This window comes from Streptomyces sp. NBC_00503 (genome assembly GCF_036346895.1).
In the GTDB taxonomy this organism is placed as follows: Bacteria; Actinomycetota; Actinomycetes; order Streptomycetales; family Streptomycetaceae; genus Streptomyces.
Genome location: NZ_CP107855.1, coordinates 1,482,853 through 1,497,725 on the forward strand (window position 1 = coordinate 1,482,853; position 14,873 = coordinate 1,497,725).

The following is a 14,873-nucleotide window of genomic DNA, read 5'->3' on the forward strand; positions in this document are numbered from 1 at the left end:
CGTACAGCGGGTCTACGGGTCTTGCAGGTCCTACGAGGTCTTACAGACCGGCGGCGGCGCGCAGGGCGTCGACGCGGTCGGTGCGCTCCCAGGTGAAGTCCGGCAGCTCGCGGCCGAAGTGGCCGTACGCGGCGGTCTGGGCGTAGATCGGGCGCAGCAGGTCGAGGTCGCGGATGATCGCGGCCGGACGCAGGTCGAAGACCTGGCCGATCGCGTCCTCGATCTTCTGCACGTCCACCTTGTGGGTGCCGAAGGTCTCGACGAAGAGACCGACGGGCTCGGCCTTGCCGATCGCGTAGGCGACCTGGACCTCGCAGCGCGAGGCGAGGCCCGCGGCGACGACGTTCTTGGCGACCCAGCGCATGGCGTACGCGGCGGAGCGGTCGACCTTGGACGGGTCCTTGCCCGAGAAGGCGCCGCCGCCGTGGCGGGCCATGCCGCCGTAGGTGTCGATGATGATCTTGCGGCCGGTCAGACCGGCGTCGCCCATCGGGCCGCCGATCTCGAAGCGCCCGGTCGGGTTCACCAGGAGGCGGTAGCCCTCGGTGTCGAGCTTGATGCCGTCCTCGACGAGCTGCGCCAGCACGTACTCCACGACGAACTCGCGGATGTCCGGGGCGAGCAGCGAGTCCAGGTCGATGTCCGCGGCGTGCTGCGAGGAGACGACGACGGTGTCGAGGCGGACGGCCTTGTCGCCGTCGTACTCGATGGTGACCTGGGTCTTGCCGTCGGGGCGCAGGTACGGGATGGTCCCGTTCTTGCGGACCTCGGACAGCCGCTTGGAGAGGCGGTGCGCGATGTGGATCGGCAGCGGCATGAGCTCGGGGGTCTCGTCGCACGCGTAGCCGAACATCAGGCCCTGGTCGCCGGCACCCTGCTTGTCGAGCTCGTCCTCGTCGCCCTCGACCCGCTTCTCGTACGCGGTGTCCACGCCCTGCGCGATGTCCGGGGACTGCGCGCCGATGGACACCGACACGCCACAGGAGGCGCCGTCGAAGCCCTTCTTCGAGGAGTCGTAGCCGATCTCGAGGATCTTGTCGCGGACGAGCTGGGCGATCGGCGCGTACGCCTTCGTCGTCACCTCGCCGGCGATGTGGACGAGACCGGTGGTGATGAGGGTCTCCACGGCGACGCGCGAGGTCGGGTCCTCGGTGAGGAGCGCGTCGAGGATGGTGTCGCTGATCTGGTCAGCGATCTTGTCGGGGTGACCCTCGGTCACAGACTCCGAGGTGAAAAGGCGACGGGACACAACGCTCCCTGGGGTTGCAGCGGCTGCTGGCTGAATCTATTGGCGGAACCACACCGGGGGCTGCGCCCGATCACGTTCCGGATGCAGTTTATCGGTCGCCACCGTACTTAGGACCACCCGTCTCGCCCTGTGGGAGGGCGGATGACCTGCGGCACTCCATTCTTACGCACGGAGGTGCCCCCGAGAAGGGCCGACGCTCAGGCGCGCCGGGGCAACAGGCGCAGTGCGACTTGATCCCAAATCACTTCTGCGAGTACTTCTTTCGGACCATGGGGCACAGCCGTCTCGGTGCCGTCGGAGGCCAGGACGACCGCCTCGTTCTCCTCGGAACCGAAGGTCTTCGACTCTCCGACCTCGTTCACGACGAGCAGATCGCACCCCTTGCGCAGGAGTTTGGCGCGCCCGTTGGCCAGTACGTCGTCCGTCTCCGCGGCAAACCCGACAACGACCTGGCCTTCTCTGGCCCGGTCCGCGGAAACCTCGGCGAGGATGTCTGGATTGCGCACCAGGAAGACCGGTTCGGGCTCCTGCCCGTCCTTCTTCTTGATCTTCCCGCCCGCGTACTGGGACGGCCGGAAGTCGGCCACGGCCGCGGCCATCACCACGGCGTCGGCATCGGCGGCCGCCTTGAGCACGGCCTCGCGCATCTGCAGGGCGGTACCGACGCGTACGAGGTCCACCCCGGCCGGATCGGCCAGCGCGGCATTGGCGGAGACCAGGGTGACCCTGGCCCCGCGCGCGACGGCGGTACGGGCCAGCGCGTAGCCCTGCTTGCCGGAGGAGCGGTTGCCGAGGAAGCGGACCGGGTCCAGCGGCTCGCGGGTGCCGCCCGCGCTGATCACCACGTGGCGGCCGGCCAGGTCGGGCCCGGCCGCACCGGCCGGACCGCGCCGCAGGACGCCCCGGCAGACCTCGAAGATCTCCTCGGGGTCGGGCAGCCGCCCCTTGCCGGTGTCCTTGCCGGTCAGCCGTCCGACCGCGGGCTCGATGACCACGGCGCCGCGACGGCGCAGCGTGGCCACGTTCTCCTGGGTGGCCGGGTGCTCCCACATCTCGGTGTGCATCGCGGGTGCGAACACCACCGGACAGCGTGCGGTGAGCAGGGTGTTGGTGAGCAGGTCGTCGGCGAGCCCGTGGGCGGCCTTGGCCAGCATGTCGGCGGTGGCCGGGGCCACGACGACGAGGTCGGCGGACTGTCCGATGCGCACGTGCGGCACCTCGTGGACGGATTCCCAGACCTCGGTGGAGGCCGGGTTCCCGGAGAGGGCGGCCCAGGTGGCCTCGCCGATGAAGTTCAGCGACGCCGCTGTCGGCACCACGCGCACGTCGTGCCCCGACTCGGTCAGCCGGCGCAGCAGCTCGCAGGCCTTGTACGCGGCGATCCCGCCGCTGACTCCGAGTACGACCTTCGGCTTACCCGCCACCACACACGCCCCTTCGACTGATCCCCGTACGCATACCCATGACACCTGCGACACCTATGACACCTATGACACACCACAGGCCCGGCAGATGGTCTGCCGGGCCTGTGGTGAAAGAAAAACGTGCCTACTGCGGCGGGGCCTCGATGGCCTCGGCGGTCAGCAGACCCGCGTTGATCTCGCGCAGCGCGATCGAAAGCGGCTTCTCGTGGACGTGGGTGTCCACCAGCGGGCCGACGTACTCAAGCAGGCCCTCGCCGAGCTGAGAGTAGTACGCGTTGATCTGACGGGCACGCTTGGCCGCGTAGATCACGAGGCTGTACTTCGAGTCCGTGGCCTCGAGCAGCTCGTCGATCGGCGGGTTGATGATGCCCTCGGGCGCAGTAATGGAAGAGGACACGCTCTACCTTCCGAAGATGGGTGAAAAATCAAACACTGATCGACAGAACATCAATCAGCGATCAAACGACATTCATCAACGTTAGCAGCTCGCGCGCCACGTCCTCGACCGAGGTGTTGACCAGGGTGGTGTCGAACTCGGATTCGGCAGCCAGTTCGATCTTGGCGGCGCCGAGACGGCGCTCGACCACCTCCGGCGATTCGGTGCCCCGGCCGGTGAGCCGACGGACCAGCTCGTCCCAGCTCGGAGGAGCCAGGAAGACCAGCTGTGCCTCGGACATGGACTCGCGCACGAGCCGTGCGCCCTGGAGATCGATCTCCAGCAGGACCGGCTCGCCGTTCTCCAGGCGTTCCAGTACTGCGCCGCGCGGTGTGCCGTAGCGGTTGCCCGCGAACTCGGCCCACTCCAGCAGCTCGCCATTGGCGATCAGCTTGTCGAACTCGTCGTCGTTGACGAAGAAGTAGTGGACTCCGTGTCGCTCACCGGGCCGCGGCTTGCGGGTGGTGGCCGACACCGAGAGCCATACCTCGGGGTGAACCTTGCGCATATGCGCGACGACCGTGCTCTTGCCGACCCCCGAAGGGCCGGAGAGCACGGTCAGCCGCGGACGAACCTCTGCTGCCATAGAGCGATTATCCAGCTTCTCGGGACTGCCTGAGAACGCCGGGAGAACTTCAGGCGACGCGTCAGCCGGCGGGGGTGCCGAACTCACGCTCCAGAGAGGCGATCTGGTTGGAACCGAGACCTCGGACACGCCGGGACTCGGAGATGCCAAGACGCTCCATGATCTGCTTGGCGCGCACCTTGCCCACGCCAGGCAGGGACTCCAGAAGTGCGGAGACCTTCATCTTGCCGATGACGTCATTCTCCTGGCCCGTCTTGATCACGTCCTGGAGGGAGGCGCCGGAGTGCTTGAGTCGATTCTTCACCTCGGCCCGCTCCCGGCGAGCCGCGGCGGCCTTTTCGAGCGCTGCTGCGCGCTGTTCAGGGGTAAGGGGCGGAAGAGCCACGCCTACGTCACCTCGGATGTCGAACTGTCGGATACGGACCGGTGGAATGCCGGAAGGCATCACACCAGGCGAGTTCCCGAACAGCGGTGGTGCTCGATCGCTGCTCGTTCACTCTGGTCGGAGACTAGCGGCCATGACCGCTCCAGTCAGCGAGAACGGACGAAAAGTCCTGGTCAGCCTCCACTGAACCGTACATCACGGACAAACTACCCCGGTTTTGTCCGGTGAAAGACGTTCGATTTTCGTCAGACAGTGCGATGAGCGCGCCCGACAGCGTCCTCGAACGCTCCGATTCCGCGTACCGCGAGTGCCGAACGCAGGTCGTCGCGGATCCGCATCGGCGACGACGGATCGTTGAAGAGCGCCGTCCCGACCGCCACTCCGGAGGCACCGGCGAGGACGAATTCGAGCGCGTCCCGGCCGGAGGCGATCCCGCCCATGCCGAGGATGGGGACCCGCCGCACGCCGCCGGCCAGCATCGCCCCGTGGACCTGGAAGACGCAGCGCACGGCGACGGGCCGGATCGCGGGCCCTGAGAGGCCTCCGGTGACCCCCGCGAGGGCCGGGCGCATCGTCTCGGTGTCGATGGCCGTCCCGAGGACGGTGTTGATCATCGAGAGCCCGTCGGCGCCCGCTTCCGTACACGCGGCCGCGATGTCCGTGATGCGCGTCACGTCGGGGGTCAGCTTGGCGTAGACGGGCAGCGCCGGATCGGCGGCCGCCCGGACCGCCTCGACCACCTCGAAGGAGGCATCCGCGTCACAGGCGAAGACGAGCCCGCGGGAGGCGACGTTGGGGCAGGAGATGTTGGCCTCGATGCCGACCACGCCGGGCTGCCCGGTCAGCCGGGCCGCGGCCGCCGCGAACTCCTCCGGGTGCTCCCCCGCGACCGACACCAGGACGCGGGCCCCGTGCTCGGCCAGCCAGGGCAGCTCCTGCTCGACGAAGTGGTCGATGCCGGAGCCCTGGAGACCGATGGAGTTCAGCATCCCGCTGGGGGTCTCCGCCGTCCTGGGAGTGGGGCGGCCGGAGCGGACGTAGGGCATCACGGTCTTGGTGGTGATGGTGCCGAGCTCGCCGAGGGGGGTGAAACGGTGCAGCTCCCGGCCGTAGCCGGCGCAGCCGGAGGCGGTGGAGACGGGGTTCGGAAGGGTGACGTGGGCACCCAGGGGTGCCGACATGTCGACGTCCTCGGGCCGCAGCGGCTCCACCGGGGGCATCGGGACGGGCATCGGGACGGCGCTCATCGCCGGGCCTCCTTCGGGGTCATCGCACCGGCGCCCTCGAGATCGGGCGGCAGGGTTGCGACCTGCTCCCAGCGGACGGCGGAGCCGTCGAAAACGGGTCCGGATGTGCAGGAGCGAAGGAAACGGGTCACGCCGTCGGAGCCGGTGACGGGCAGGACGCAGCTCATGCAGATCCCGATCCCGCAGGCCATCACCTCCTCGACGGCGGTGTGACTGGCCGCTCCGGCGGCGGTGGCGATCTCCGTGACGGCCCGGAGCATGCCCATCGGGCCGCAGGAGTGGACCTCGGTGGCCCCGATCGCCGTGATGGCCTCGCGCAGCGGGTCCGTGACCCGGCCCCTGCGCCCGGCCGACCCGTCGTCGGTGACCACGTACACGTGCTCGGCGAGGGCCTCGGCCCGCTCGACCCCGAACAACCGGTCCTCGGTGGCGGCGCCGAGCACGAAGGCCACCCGGCCGCCGCGGGCGCGGATCTCCTCGGCGAGGCCGAACATCGGGGCGCTGCCGTAGCCCCCGGCGACCAGAACCGCGGAAACGGGGCCGGCGGGAAGCGGGAAGGGCGTGCCGAGGGGGGCGATCAGGTCGACGGTGTCCCCGGGCCGGTGCGCGGCCAGCGCCCTGGTCCCCCGGCCGGCTTCGGCGAAGACGAACTCGACGGTGCCTTTGGCGGGGTCGGTGCGGTGGATGGAGAAGGCGCGGCGGAGGAGTGTGGCGGAGTCGCGGCCGCCGATCGCCAGGGCGCCGAAGTGGCCGGGGCGTACGCCGGTGACGCCGGGGGCGTCGAGGACCAGGTGGTGGTAGGCGCCGACGGGCGTGATCCGCCGGATGGTGGCGGTGGTCTGTACGGGAGGCACGCGGGGCGCTCCGTCCGGGGTAGGGGGCGTAACCCCCTGCCCCATCGTCGCCCGCGCGGCCCTGCGGAGGCACCGGTCCGAAGCCCCGACCCTGCGGGCCGTACGCCCTTGCCGCTGCGCGGAGCCGTCCCCTACCCGCCCTTCCACCATCCCCCAGACTCCGTCCGGGGGGACCCCCAGCCGGGCTCTGCCCGGACCCGGCCCTCAAACGCCGGGCAGGCTGGAAGATGCCGCGCAGCGGCAATATCCAGCCCCGCCGGCGTTTGAGGCGCGGGGTCTGGGGCGGAGCCCCAGGGCGGCTACGCCACGGCTGCGCGGATCTCCTCCGCGAAGGCGTGCGCCGAGGCACGCAGGGCAGCCGCGTCCGGGCCGTGCTTCAGGACGCCCCGGGACACGTTCGGGACGACGTTGCGCACGGCCGCGCCGAAGACCGCCGGGAGGTCCGCCGCCGTCGCGCCCTGCGCGCCGATGCCGGGGGCCAGCAGGGGCCCGTTGATCTCCAGGTCGAAGGAGGACAGGTCCCCCAGGGTCGCGCCGACCACCGCTCCGAAGGAGCCCATCGGGGAGGCGCCCGCGTTCTCCGCCGCCAGGTGGGCGAGCATCGTCGCGCCGATCGTCCGGCCGTCCGCACGCACCGCCCGCTGGACCTCCGCGCCCTCCGGGTTGGAGGTCAGGGCCAGGACGAACAGGCCGGCGCCCGAGGCACGGGCGAGTTCGACCGCCGGAGCCAGCGAGCCGTAGCCCAGGTACGGGGAGACCGTCAGCGCGTCGGAGAAGAGGGGCGAGGACGGGGAGAGGAAGGTCTCGGCGTAGGCGGCCATCGTCGAGCCGATGTCGCCGCGCTTGGCGTCCATGACCACCAGCGCGCCCGCCGACCGGGCGTCCGCGACCGTCTGCTCCAGGACTGCGATGCCGCGCGAGCCGAACCGCTCGAAGAAGGCGGCCTGCGGCTTGAAGACGGCCACCGAGTCGGCCAGCGCCTCGACCACGGTGCGGGAGAACTTCTCCAGGCCCGCGATGTCGTCGTCCAGGCCCCAGGAAGCCAGCAGCGCCGCGTGCGGATCGATGCCGACGCACAGCGGGCCGCGGGTGTCCATCGCCTCGCGCAGGCGCGTACCGAACGGGATCACAGGGGCAGAGGTCACAGCGCGGCCTTTCGGGTTTCGGCGCCCACGGCTTCGGCGAGCGTCGCGTACGGGCTGGCGGCCAGGCGCGCGGCCAGGCCCTTGTGGATGGCGCGGGCGTAGAAGGGGCCCTCGTAGATGAAGGCGCTGTAGCCCTGGATCAGGCTGGCGCCCGCCAGGATCCGCTGCCAGGCGTCCTCGGCGTTCTCGATGCCGCCGACGCCCACGAGCACCAGGCGGTCGCCCACGCGGGCGTACAGCCGGCGCAGGACCTCCAGCGAGCGCTCCTTGACCGGGGCGCCGGACAGCCCGCCGGTCTCCTTGATCAGGGACGGGGAGGATTTCAGGCCCAGGCCCTCGCGGGCGATCGTGGTGTTGGTGGCGATGATGCCGTCCAGCCCCAGTTCCAGGGCCAGGTCGGCGACCGCGTCCACGTCTTCGTCCGCGAGGTCCGGTGCGATCTTGACCAGGAGCGGGACCCGGCGGTCGGTCACCACGCGGTCCGCGGCCTCCCGTACGGCGCTCAGCAGCGGCCGCAGGGATTCGGTGGCCTGGAGGTTGCGCAGGCCCGGGGTGTTCGGGGAGGAGACGTTGACGACCAGGTAGTCCGCGTGGCGGGCCAGGCGCTCGGTGGAGGCCACGTAGTCCGCGACGGCCTCTTCCTCCGGGACCACCTTGGTCTTGCCGATGTTGACGCCGACGATCGTCCTGAAGACCGGGTTGCGGGCGGCCAGGCGCTCGGCGACGGCCGCCGAGCCCTCGTTGTTGAAGCCCATCCGGTTGATCAGCGCGCGGTCCGGGACCAGCCGGAACAGCCGCTTCTTCGGGTTGCCGGGCTGGGGCTCGGCCGTGACCGTGCCGATCTCGATGTGGTCGAAGCCGAGCATCGACATCCCGTCGATGGCGACGGCGTTCTTGTCGAAGCCGGCCGCGAGCCCGAAGGGGCCGTGCATCCGCAGGCCCAGGGCCTCGGTGCGCAGGGCCTCGTAGCGCGGGGCCAGGGAGGCGGCCACGAAGGTGCGGAGCACCGGCGTGCGGGCCGCGAGGCGGATCCAGCGGAAGGCCATGTAGTGGGCCTGCTCCGGGTCCATGCGCTTGAAGACCAGGTTGAAGAAGAGCTTGTACATCGTCGTGGGGTTCCCTTGTGCGCTCATGAAGCTCATGAAGAGGGGGACGACCGTCGCGCATCGCGCTTGACGGTGTCCCCCTCCCCTCTACGGGCCGTACGGGCTGTGGGTCCTGGCGGGGACCTAGTCGCGGGCCGCGATCAGGTGCTCCGCGTGCTCCTGGAGCGAGCGGACGCCCACGTCGCCGCGGTTGAGCGCGTCGATGCCCTGGACGGCCGCGGCGAGCGCCTGGACCGTGGTGAGGCACGGGACGCCGCGCGCCACGGCGGCCGTACGGATCTCGTAGCCGTCGAGGCGGCCGCCGGTCCCGTACGGGGTGTTGATGATCAGGTCGATGTGACCGTCGTGGATGAGCTGGACGACGGTCTTCTCGCCGTTCGGGCCCTCGCCCTCGCTGAGCTTGCGCACGACGGTGGCGTTGATGCCGTTGCGGCGCAGCACCTCCGCGGTGCCCGAGGTCGCCATCAGCTCGAAGCCGTGGGCGACGAGCTCGCGTGCCGGGAAGATCATCGAGCGCTTGTCGCGGTTGGCGACCGAGATGAAGCAACGGCCCTTGGTGGGCAGCGGGCCGTAGGCGCCGGCCTGCGACTTGGCGTACGCCGTGCCGAAGACCGAGTCGATGCCCATGACCTCGCCGGTGGAGCGCATCTCCGGGCCCAGGACCGTGTCGACGCCGCGGCCGTGGATGTCGCGGAAGCGCGACCACGGCATGACGGCCTCCTTGACGGAGATCGGCGCGTCGAGCGGCAGGGTGCCGCCGTCGCCGTTCTTGGGGAGCATGCCCTCTTCGCGGAGCTCGGCGATGGTGGTGCCGAGCGAGATGCGCGCGGCGGCCTTGGCGAGCGGGACCGCGGTCGCCTTCGAGGTGAAGGGGACGGTCCGGGAGGCGCGCGGGTTGGCCTCCAGGACGTAGAGGATGTCACCCGCCATCGCGAACTGGATGTTGATCAGGCCGCGGACGCCGACGCCCTTGGCGATCGCCTCGGTGGAGGCGCGCAGGCGCTTGATGTCGTAGCCGCCCAGGGTGATCGGGGGCAGGGCGCAGGCCGAGTCGCCGGAGTGGATGCCGGCTTCCTCGATGTGCTCCATGACGCCGCCGAGGTAGAGCTCGGTGCCGTCGTAGAGGGCGTCGACGTCGATCTCGATCGCGTCGTCGAGGAAGCGGTCGACCAGCACGGGGCGGGTCGGGGAGATCTCGGTGGATTCGGCGATGTACGAGGACAGCCGGTCCTCGTCGTAGACGATCTCCATGCCGCGGCCGCCGAGCACGTACGAGGGGCGTACGAGGACGGGGTAGCCGATCTCGTCGGCGATGGCCTTGGCGCCCGCGAAGGTGGTGGCGGTGCCGTGCTTGGGGGCGGGCAGGCCGGCGTCGGCGAGGACCTGGCCGAAGGCTCCGCGGTCCTCGGCGGCGTGGATGGCCTCCGGCGGGGTGCCGACGACGGGGACGCCGTTGTCCTTCAGGGCCTGCGCGAGACCCAGGGGGGTCTGGCCGCCGAGCTGGACGATGACACCGGCGATGGGGCCGGCGAGGGACTCGGCGTGGACGATCTCCAGCACGTCTTCGAGCGTCAGCGGCTCGAAGTACAGGCGGTCGGAGGTGTCGTAGTCCGTGGAGACGGTCTCCGGGTTGCAGTTGACCATCACGGTCTCGTAGCCGGCGTCGCTGAGCGCGAAGGAGGCGTGGACGCAGGAGTAGTCGAACTCGATGCCCTGGCCGATGCGGTTCGGGCCGGAGCCCAGGATGATCACCGCGGGCTTCTCGCGGGGCGCGACCTCGGACTCCTCGTCGTACGAGGAGTAGAAGTACGGGGTCTTCGCGGCGAACTCGGCGGCGCAGGTGTCGACCGTCTTGTACACCGGGCGCACGCCGAGCGCGTGGCGGACCTCGCGGACGACGTCCTCGCGCAGGCCGCGGATCTCGGCGATCTGGGCGTCGGAGAAGCCGTGGCGCTTGGCCTCGGCGAGCAGCTCGGGGTGGAGCTTGTCCGCGGCGGCCAGCTCGTCCGCGATCTCCTTGATGAGGAAGAGCTGGTCGACGAACCAGGGGTCGATCTTCGTGGACTCGAAGACCTCTTCCTGGGTGGCGCCGGCGCGGATGGCCTGCATGACGGTGTTGATGCGGCCGTCGGTCGGGCGGACCGCGGTGGCGAGCAGCTCGTCCTTGTCGCCGGCGGGGCCGACGAAGGTGAACTGCGAGCCCTTCTTCTCCAGGGAGCGCAGGGCCTTCTGGAGGGCTTCGGTGAAGTTGCGGCCGATGGCCATGGCCTCGCCCACCGACTTCATGGTGGTGGTGAGGGTGGCGTCGGCGAGCGGGAACTTCTCGAACGCGAAGCGCGGGGCCTTGACGACGACGTAGTCGAGGGACGGCTCGAAGGAGGCCGGCGTCTTCTCGGTGATGTCGTTGGGGACCTCGTCGAGCGTGTAGCCGATGGCCAGCTTGGCGGCGATCTTGGCGATCGGGAAGCCGGTGGCCTTCGAGGCGAGCGCCGAGGAGCGCGAGACGCGCGGGTTCATCTCGATGACGATGATCCGGCCGTCGGTCGGGTCGATCGCGAACTGGATGTTGCAGCCGCCGGTGTCGACGCCGACCTCGCGGATGATCGCGATGCCGATGTCGCGCAGCCGCTGGTACTCGCGGTCGGTGAGCGTCATCGCCGGGGCGACGGTGATGGAGTCGCCGGTGTGGACGCCCATCGGGTCGAAGTTCTCGATGGAGCAGACGACGACGACGTTGTCCTTGGTGTCGCGCATCAGCTCCAGCTCGTACTCCTTCCAGCCGAGGATGGACTCCTCCAGGAGCACCTCGGTGGTCGGGGAGAGCATGAGGCCCTGGCCGGCGATGCGGCGCAGCTCTTCCTCGTCGTGGGCGAAGCCGGATCCGGCGCCGCCCATGGTGAAGGAGGGGCGCACGACGACGGGGTAGCCGCCGAGGGTGTCGACGCCCTTCATGATGTCGTCCATCGTGTGGCAGATGACGGAGCGGGCGGACTCGCCGTAGCCGATCTTCGCCTTGACGGCCTCGACCACGCCCTTGAAGAGCTCGCGGTCCTCGCCCTTGTTGATGGCCTCGACGTTGGCGCCGATCAGCTCGACGCCGTACTTCTCCAGCACACCCTGCTCGTGCATGGAGATGGCGGTGTTGAGCGCGGTCTGGCCGCCGAGGGTCGGGAGCAGCGCGTCGGGGCGCTCCTTCGCGATGATCTTCTCGACGAACTCGGGGGTGATCGGCTCGACGTACGTGGCGTCGGCGATCTCCGGGTCGGTCATGATCGTGGCGGGGTTGGAGTTCACCAGGATGACCCGCAGGCCCTCGGCCTTGAGGATCCGGCAGGCCTGGGTGCCGGAGTAGTCGAACTCGGCGGCCTGTCCGATGACGATCGGGCCGGAGCCGATGACCAGGACGGACTGGATATCGGTGCGCTTAGGCACGCTCGGCCTCCATCAGATTTACGAAGCGGTCGAAGAGGTACGCGGCGTCGTGCGGGCCGGCAGCCGCCTCGGGGTGGTACTGGACGGAGAAGGCCGGCTGGTCGAGCAGCTGGAGGCCTTCCACGACGTTGTCGTTCAGGCAGACGTGGGAGACCTCGGCGCGCCCGTAGGCGGTGTCCGAGACCTTGTCGAGGGGCGCGTCCACGGCGAAGCCGTGGTTGTGCGCGGTGATCTCGACCTTGCCGGTGGTGCGGTCCTGCACCGGCTGGTTGATGCCGCGGTGGCCGTACTTCAGCTTGTAGGTGCCGAAGCCGAGCGCGCGGCCCAGGATCTGGTTGCCGAAGCAGATGCCGAAGAGCGGGGTCTTGCGGGCGAGGACGTCCTGCATGACGGAGACCGCGTGGTCGGCGGTGGCCGGGTCGCCCGGGCCGTTGGAGAAGAACACGCCGTCCGGGTTGACCGCGTACACGTCCTCGGCGGTGGCGGTGGCGGGCAGGACGTGGACCTCGATGCCGCGCTCGGCCATCCGGTGCGGGGTCATGCCCTTGATGCCGAGGTCCACGGCGGCCACGGTGAACTTCTTCTCACCGATGGCGGGGACGACGTACGTCTCCTTGGTGGCGACCTCGGCGGAGAGGTTCGCGCCCTTCATCTGCGGGGCTTCCAGGACGCGGGCCAGCAGCGTCGCGTCGTCGGCCACCGTCTCGCCGGAGAAGATGCCGACGCGCATGGCGCCGCGCTCGCGAAGGTGGCGGGTGAGCGCCCGGGTGTCGATGCCGGAGATCCCGACGACGCCCTGCTTGACGAGCTCCTCGTCCAGCGAGCGCCGCGAGCGCCAGTTGGAGGGGACCCGCGCGGGGTCGCGTACGACGTATCCGGCGACCCAGATGCGGGAGGACTCGGGGTCCTCGTCGTTGACGCCGGTGTTGCCCACGTGCGGGGCGGTCATCACGACGACCTGCCGGTGGTACGACGGGTCGGTGAGGGTCTCCTGGTAGCCGGTCATGCCGGTGGAGAACACGGCCTCGCCGAAGGTCTCCCCCACAGCGCCGTAGGCGCGGCCGCGGAAGATGCGGCCGTCCTCCAGGACGAGTACGGCGGGAGCTTTGGCTGCTCCCCTGGTGGAGGTCGTCATCGTTCGGCGCCTTCCGTCGTTGTGAGTGGGTGTTCCGTCATGTTCATCGCGTTGACCGCCTCGACCCAGGCGGCGTGTTCCGCCGCGCGGTCGGAGCGGAATCCGGAGTCGATCAGCCTGTCGCCGTGCGCCCATGTGACGACGAGGAGACCGCCCTCGGTGAGTACCTTGCCCGCGATTCCCTTGTCGAGGCGGGCGCCGCGCAGTTGCGCGGCCGGTACGAAGAAGTCGGTGGCACCCGGACGGACCACGTCGAGCCCCGCGTCGGTGAGCGTGAGCTCGACCCGGCTGCGGATGCCCAGACCGTGGGCGACGATCCGGTCGAGCCACTGCCCGGCGGTGGTGGACCCGTGGTACCGGCCGGTCAGGGCCAGCCGGTGCTCGGGGAGACCGCCGGGGGCGGCGGGCAGCTCCGGCAGATCGCTCTGCAGGGTGCCGCGCCATTTCCAGCCCTGCCGCATCAGCCAGTACACGAACGCGATGAAGACGAGCAGACCGAGCACCCACGCGATGCGGGCGCCCCAGTCCGTCACCTCCGCCGACTGCCGTTCGGCTGCCTCGGCGGCCAGTTGGATTACTGCAGGTGTCACGCCAGCGTCCCGTCCACGACCGTTGCCCGGCCCCGCAGGAAGGTGTGAGTGACGCGACCCGGCAGCTCACGGCCCTCGTAAGGCGTGTTGCGGCTGCGGGAGGCGAAGTGTGCGGGGTCCACGACACCACGGTACGAGGTATCGACCAAGGTCAGGTTCGCGGGTTCACCTGCCGAGACGGGGCGTCCGTGATTCGGGAGGCCGCCGATGCGGGCCGGGGCGAAGGACATCCGCTCGGCGACGCCCGCCCAGTCGAGCAGTCCGGTCTCCACCATCGTCTGCTGGACGACGGCGAGCGCGGTCTCCAGGCCCACCATGCCCATGGCGGCGGCGGCCCACTCGCAGTCCTTGTCCTCGTGCGGGTGCGGGGCGTGGTCGGTGGCGACGATGTCGATCGTGCCGTCGGCGAGCGCCTCGCGCAGGGCCAGCACGTCGCGCTCGGTGCGCAGCGGCGGGTTGACCTTGTAGACGGGGTTGTACGAGCGCACGAGCTCGTCGGTGAGGAGCAGGTGGTGCGGGGTGACCTCGGCGGTGACGTCGATGCCGCGGGACTTGGCCCAGCGGACGATCTCGACGGAGCCGGCGGTGGAGAGGTGGCAGATGTGCACCCGGGAACCGACGTGCTCGGCGAGGAGCACGTCGCGGGCGATGATCGACTCCTCGGCGACGGCGGGCCAGCCGCCCAGGCCCAGCTCGGCGGAGACGACGCCCTCGTTCATCTGGGCGCCCTCGGTGAGGCGGGGCTCCTGGGCGTGCTGAGCGACGACTCCGCCGAAGGCCTTCACGTACTCCAGGGCGCGGCGCATGATCACGGCGTCGTCCACGCACTTGCCGTCGTCGGAGAAGACGGTGACGCGGGCGGCGGACTCGTGCATGGCGCCCAGCTCGGAGAGCTGCTTGCCCTCCAGGCCGACGGTGACGGCGCCGATGGGCTGCACGTCGCAGTAGCCGGATTCCTTGCCCAGGCGCCACACCTGCTCGACGACGCCGGCGGTGTCGGCGACGGGGAAGGTGTTGGCCATCGCGAAGACGGCGGTGTAGCCGCCGGAGGCGGCGGCGCGGGTGCCGGTGAGGACGGTCTCGGAGTCCTCGCGGCCGGGCTCGCGCAGGTGGGTGTGGAGGTCGACGAGGCCCGGGAGGAGGATCTTGCCCTCGGCCTCGATGACGGTGGCGCCGTCCGAGGAGAGGTTCTGACCCACCTCGGCGATGGTCTCGCCGTCGATCAGGACGTCCTGCGCCTCGCCGCCGAGCACCTTCGCGCCACGAATAAGGATCTTGCTCATG

13 protein-coding genes are annotated in these 14,873 nt (G+C 70.2%); all 13 read right to left on the reverse strand.

The annotated features are described in order from the left end of the window. Nucleotides 1-40: 40 nt before the first annotated feature. The 13 genes from metK to OG490_RS06965 all read right to left on the reverse strand — a co-directional run bounded on the left by metK (nucleotide 41) and on the right by OG490_RS06965 (nucleotide 14,872). Nucleotides 41-1,249: a methionine adenosyltransferase gene (gene metK, locus OG490_RS06905; protein ID WP_330295394.1), complete on the reverse strand. Its 1,209-nt coding sequence runs from the start codon at nucleotides 1,247-1,249 to the stop codon at nucleotides 41-43. A 197-nt stretch (nucleotides 1,250-1,446) separates the two neighbouring features. Continuing rightward, the gene (coaBC, locus tag OG490_RS06910) at nucleotides 1,447-2,673 is read right to left on the reverse strand and encodes a bifunctional phosphopantothenoylcysteine decarboxylase/phosphopantothenate--cysteine ligase CoaBC (RefSeq protein ID WP_330295395.1); all 1,227 of its coding nucleotides are present in this window, start codon (nucleotides 2,671-2,673) and stop codon (nucleotides 1,447-1,449) included. Nucleotides 2,674-2,797: 124 nt separating this feature from the next. After that, nucleotides 2,798-3,070: a DNA-directed RNA polymerase subunit omega gene (gene rpoZ, locus OG490_RS06915; RefSeq protein WP_330295396.1), complete on the reverse strand. Its 273-nt coding sequence runs from the start codon at nucleotides 3,068-3,070 to the stop codon at nucleotides 2,798-2,800. Between the two features lie 61 nt (nucleotides 3,071-3,131). Further along, nucleotides 3,132-3,695 (reverse strand): guanylate kinase, encoded by a 564-nt coding sequence (gmk, locus tag OG490_RS06920; protein WP_330295397.1) that lies wholly within the window; start codon nucleotides 3,693-3,695, stop codon nucleotides 3,132-3,134. A 61-nt stretch (nucleotides 3,696-3,756) separates the two neighbouring features. Next, nucleotides 3,757-4,080, reverse strand: a complete 324-nt coding sequence (locus tag OG490_RS06925; RefSeq protein ID WP_112452485.1) for an integration host factor — start codon at nucleotides 4,078-4,080, stop codon at nucleotides 3,757-3,759. A gap of 245 nt (nucleotides 4,081-4,325) precedes the next feature. Further along, the gene (locus OG490_RS06930; RefSeq protein WP_330295398.1) at nucleotides 4,326-5,327 is read right to left on the reverse strand and encodes a dihydroorotate dehydrogenase; all 1,002 of its coding nucleotides are present in this window, start codon (nucleotides 5,325-5,327) and stop codon (nucleotides 4,326-4,328) included. Next, on the reverse strand, nucleotides 5,324-6,181 hold the full coding sequence (locus tag OG490_RS06935) for a dihydroorotate dehydrogenase electron transfer subunit (RefSeq protein WP_330295399.1): 858 nt from the start codon (nucleotides 6,179-6,181) through the stop codon (nucleotides 5,324-5,326). Before OG490_RS06935 ends, OG490_RS06930 begins: the two co-directional genes overlap by 4 nt. A 299-nt stretch (nucleotides 6,182-6,480) precedes the next feature. Beyond that, nucleotides 6,481-7,326 carry an orotidine-5'-phosphate decarboxylase gene (gene pyrF, locus OG490_RS06940; RefSeq protein ID WP_330295400.1) on the reverse strand — a complete coding sequence of 282 codons (846 nt, stop codon included), beginning with the start codon at nucleotides 7,324-7,326 and terminating at the stop codon, nucleotides 6,481-6,483. Further along, complete coding sequence (locus OG490_RS06945; protein WP_330300813.1) at nucleotides 7,323-8,432, reverse strand: quinone-dependent dihydroorotate dehydrogenase; 1,110 nt, start codon at nucleotides 8,430-8,432, stop codon at nucleotides 7,323-7,325. Before OG490_RS06945 ends, pyrF begins: the two co-directional genes overlap by 4 nt. A 123-nt stretch (nucleotides 8,433-8,555) precedes the next feature. Then, nucleotides 8,556-11,864, reverse strand: coding sequence for a carbamoyl-phosphate synthase large subunit (carB, locus tag OG490_RS06950; RefSeq protein WP_330295401.1), 3,309 nt, complete (start codon nucleotides 11,862-11,864; stop codon nucleotides 8,556-8,558). Next, nucleotides 11,857-12,999: a glutamine-hydrolyzing carbamoyl-phosphate synthase small subunit gene (carA, locus tag OG490_RS06955; RefSeq protein WP_330295402.1), complete on the reverse strand. Its 1,143-nt coding sequence runs from the start codon at nucleotides 12,997-12,999 to the stop codon at nucleotides 11,857-11,859. Before carA ends, carB begins: the two co-directional genes overlap by 8 nt. Further along, the gene (locus tag OG490_RS06960; RefSeq protein ID WP_330295403.1) at nucleotides 12,996-13,589 is read right to left on the reverse strand and encodes a PH-like domain-containing protein; all 594 of its coding nucleotides are present in this window, start codon (nucleotides 13,587-13,589) and stop codon (nucleotides 12,996-12,998) included. Before OG490_RS06960 ends, carA begins: the two co-directional genes overlap by 4 nt. Next, the gene (locus tag OG490_RS06965) at nucleotides 13,586-14,872 is read right to left on the reverse strand and encodes a dihydroorotase (protein ID WP_330295404.1); all 1,287 of its coding nucleotides are present in this window, start codon (nucleotides 14,870-14,872) and stop codon (nucleotides 13,586-13,588) included. Before OG490_RS06965 ends, OG490_RS06960 begins: the two co-directional genes overlap by 4 nt. Nucleotide 14,873 lies beyond the last annotated feature (1 nt).

Bases quoted from the DNA above. Each gene is read 5' to 3' on its own strand.
- gmk (WP_330295397.1), bottom strand. From the start codon at position 3,695: ATGGCAGCAGAGGTTCGTCCGCGGCTGACCGTGCTCTCCGGCCCTTCG.
- OG490_RS06930 (WP_330295398.1), bottom strand. From the start codon at position 5,327: ATGAGCGCCGTCCCGATGCCCGTCCCGATGCCCCCGGTGGAGCCGCTG.
- OG490_RS06945 (WP_330300813.1), bottom strand. From the start codon at position 8,432: ATGTACAAGCTCTTCTTCAACCTGGTCTTCAAGCGCATGGACCCGGAG.
- carA (WP_330295402.1), bottom strand. From the start codon at position 12,999: ATGACGACCTCCACCAGGGGAGCAGCCAAAGCTCCCGCCGTACTCGTC.
- OG490_RS06965 (WP_330295404.1), bottom strand. From the start codon at position 14,872: ATGAGCAAGATCCTTATTCGTGGCGCGAAGGTGCTCGGCGGCGAGGCG.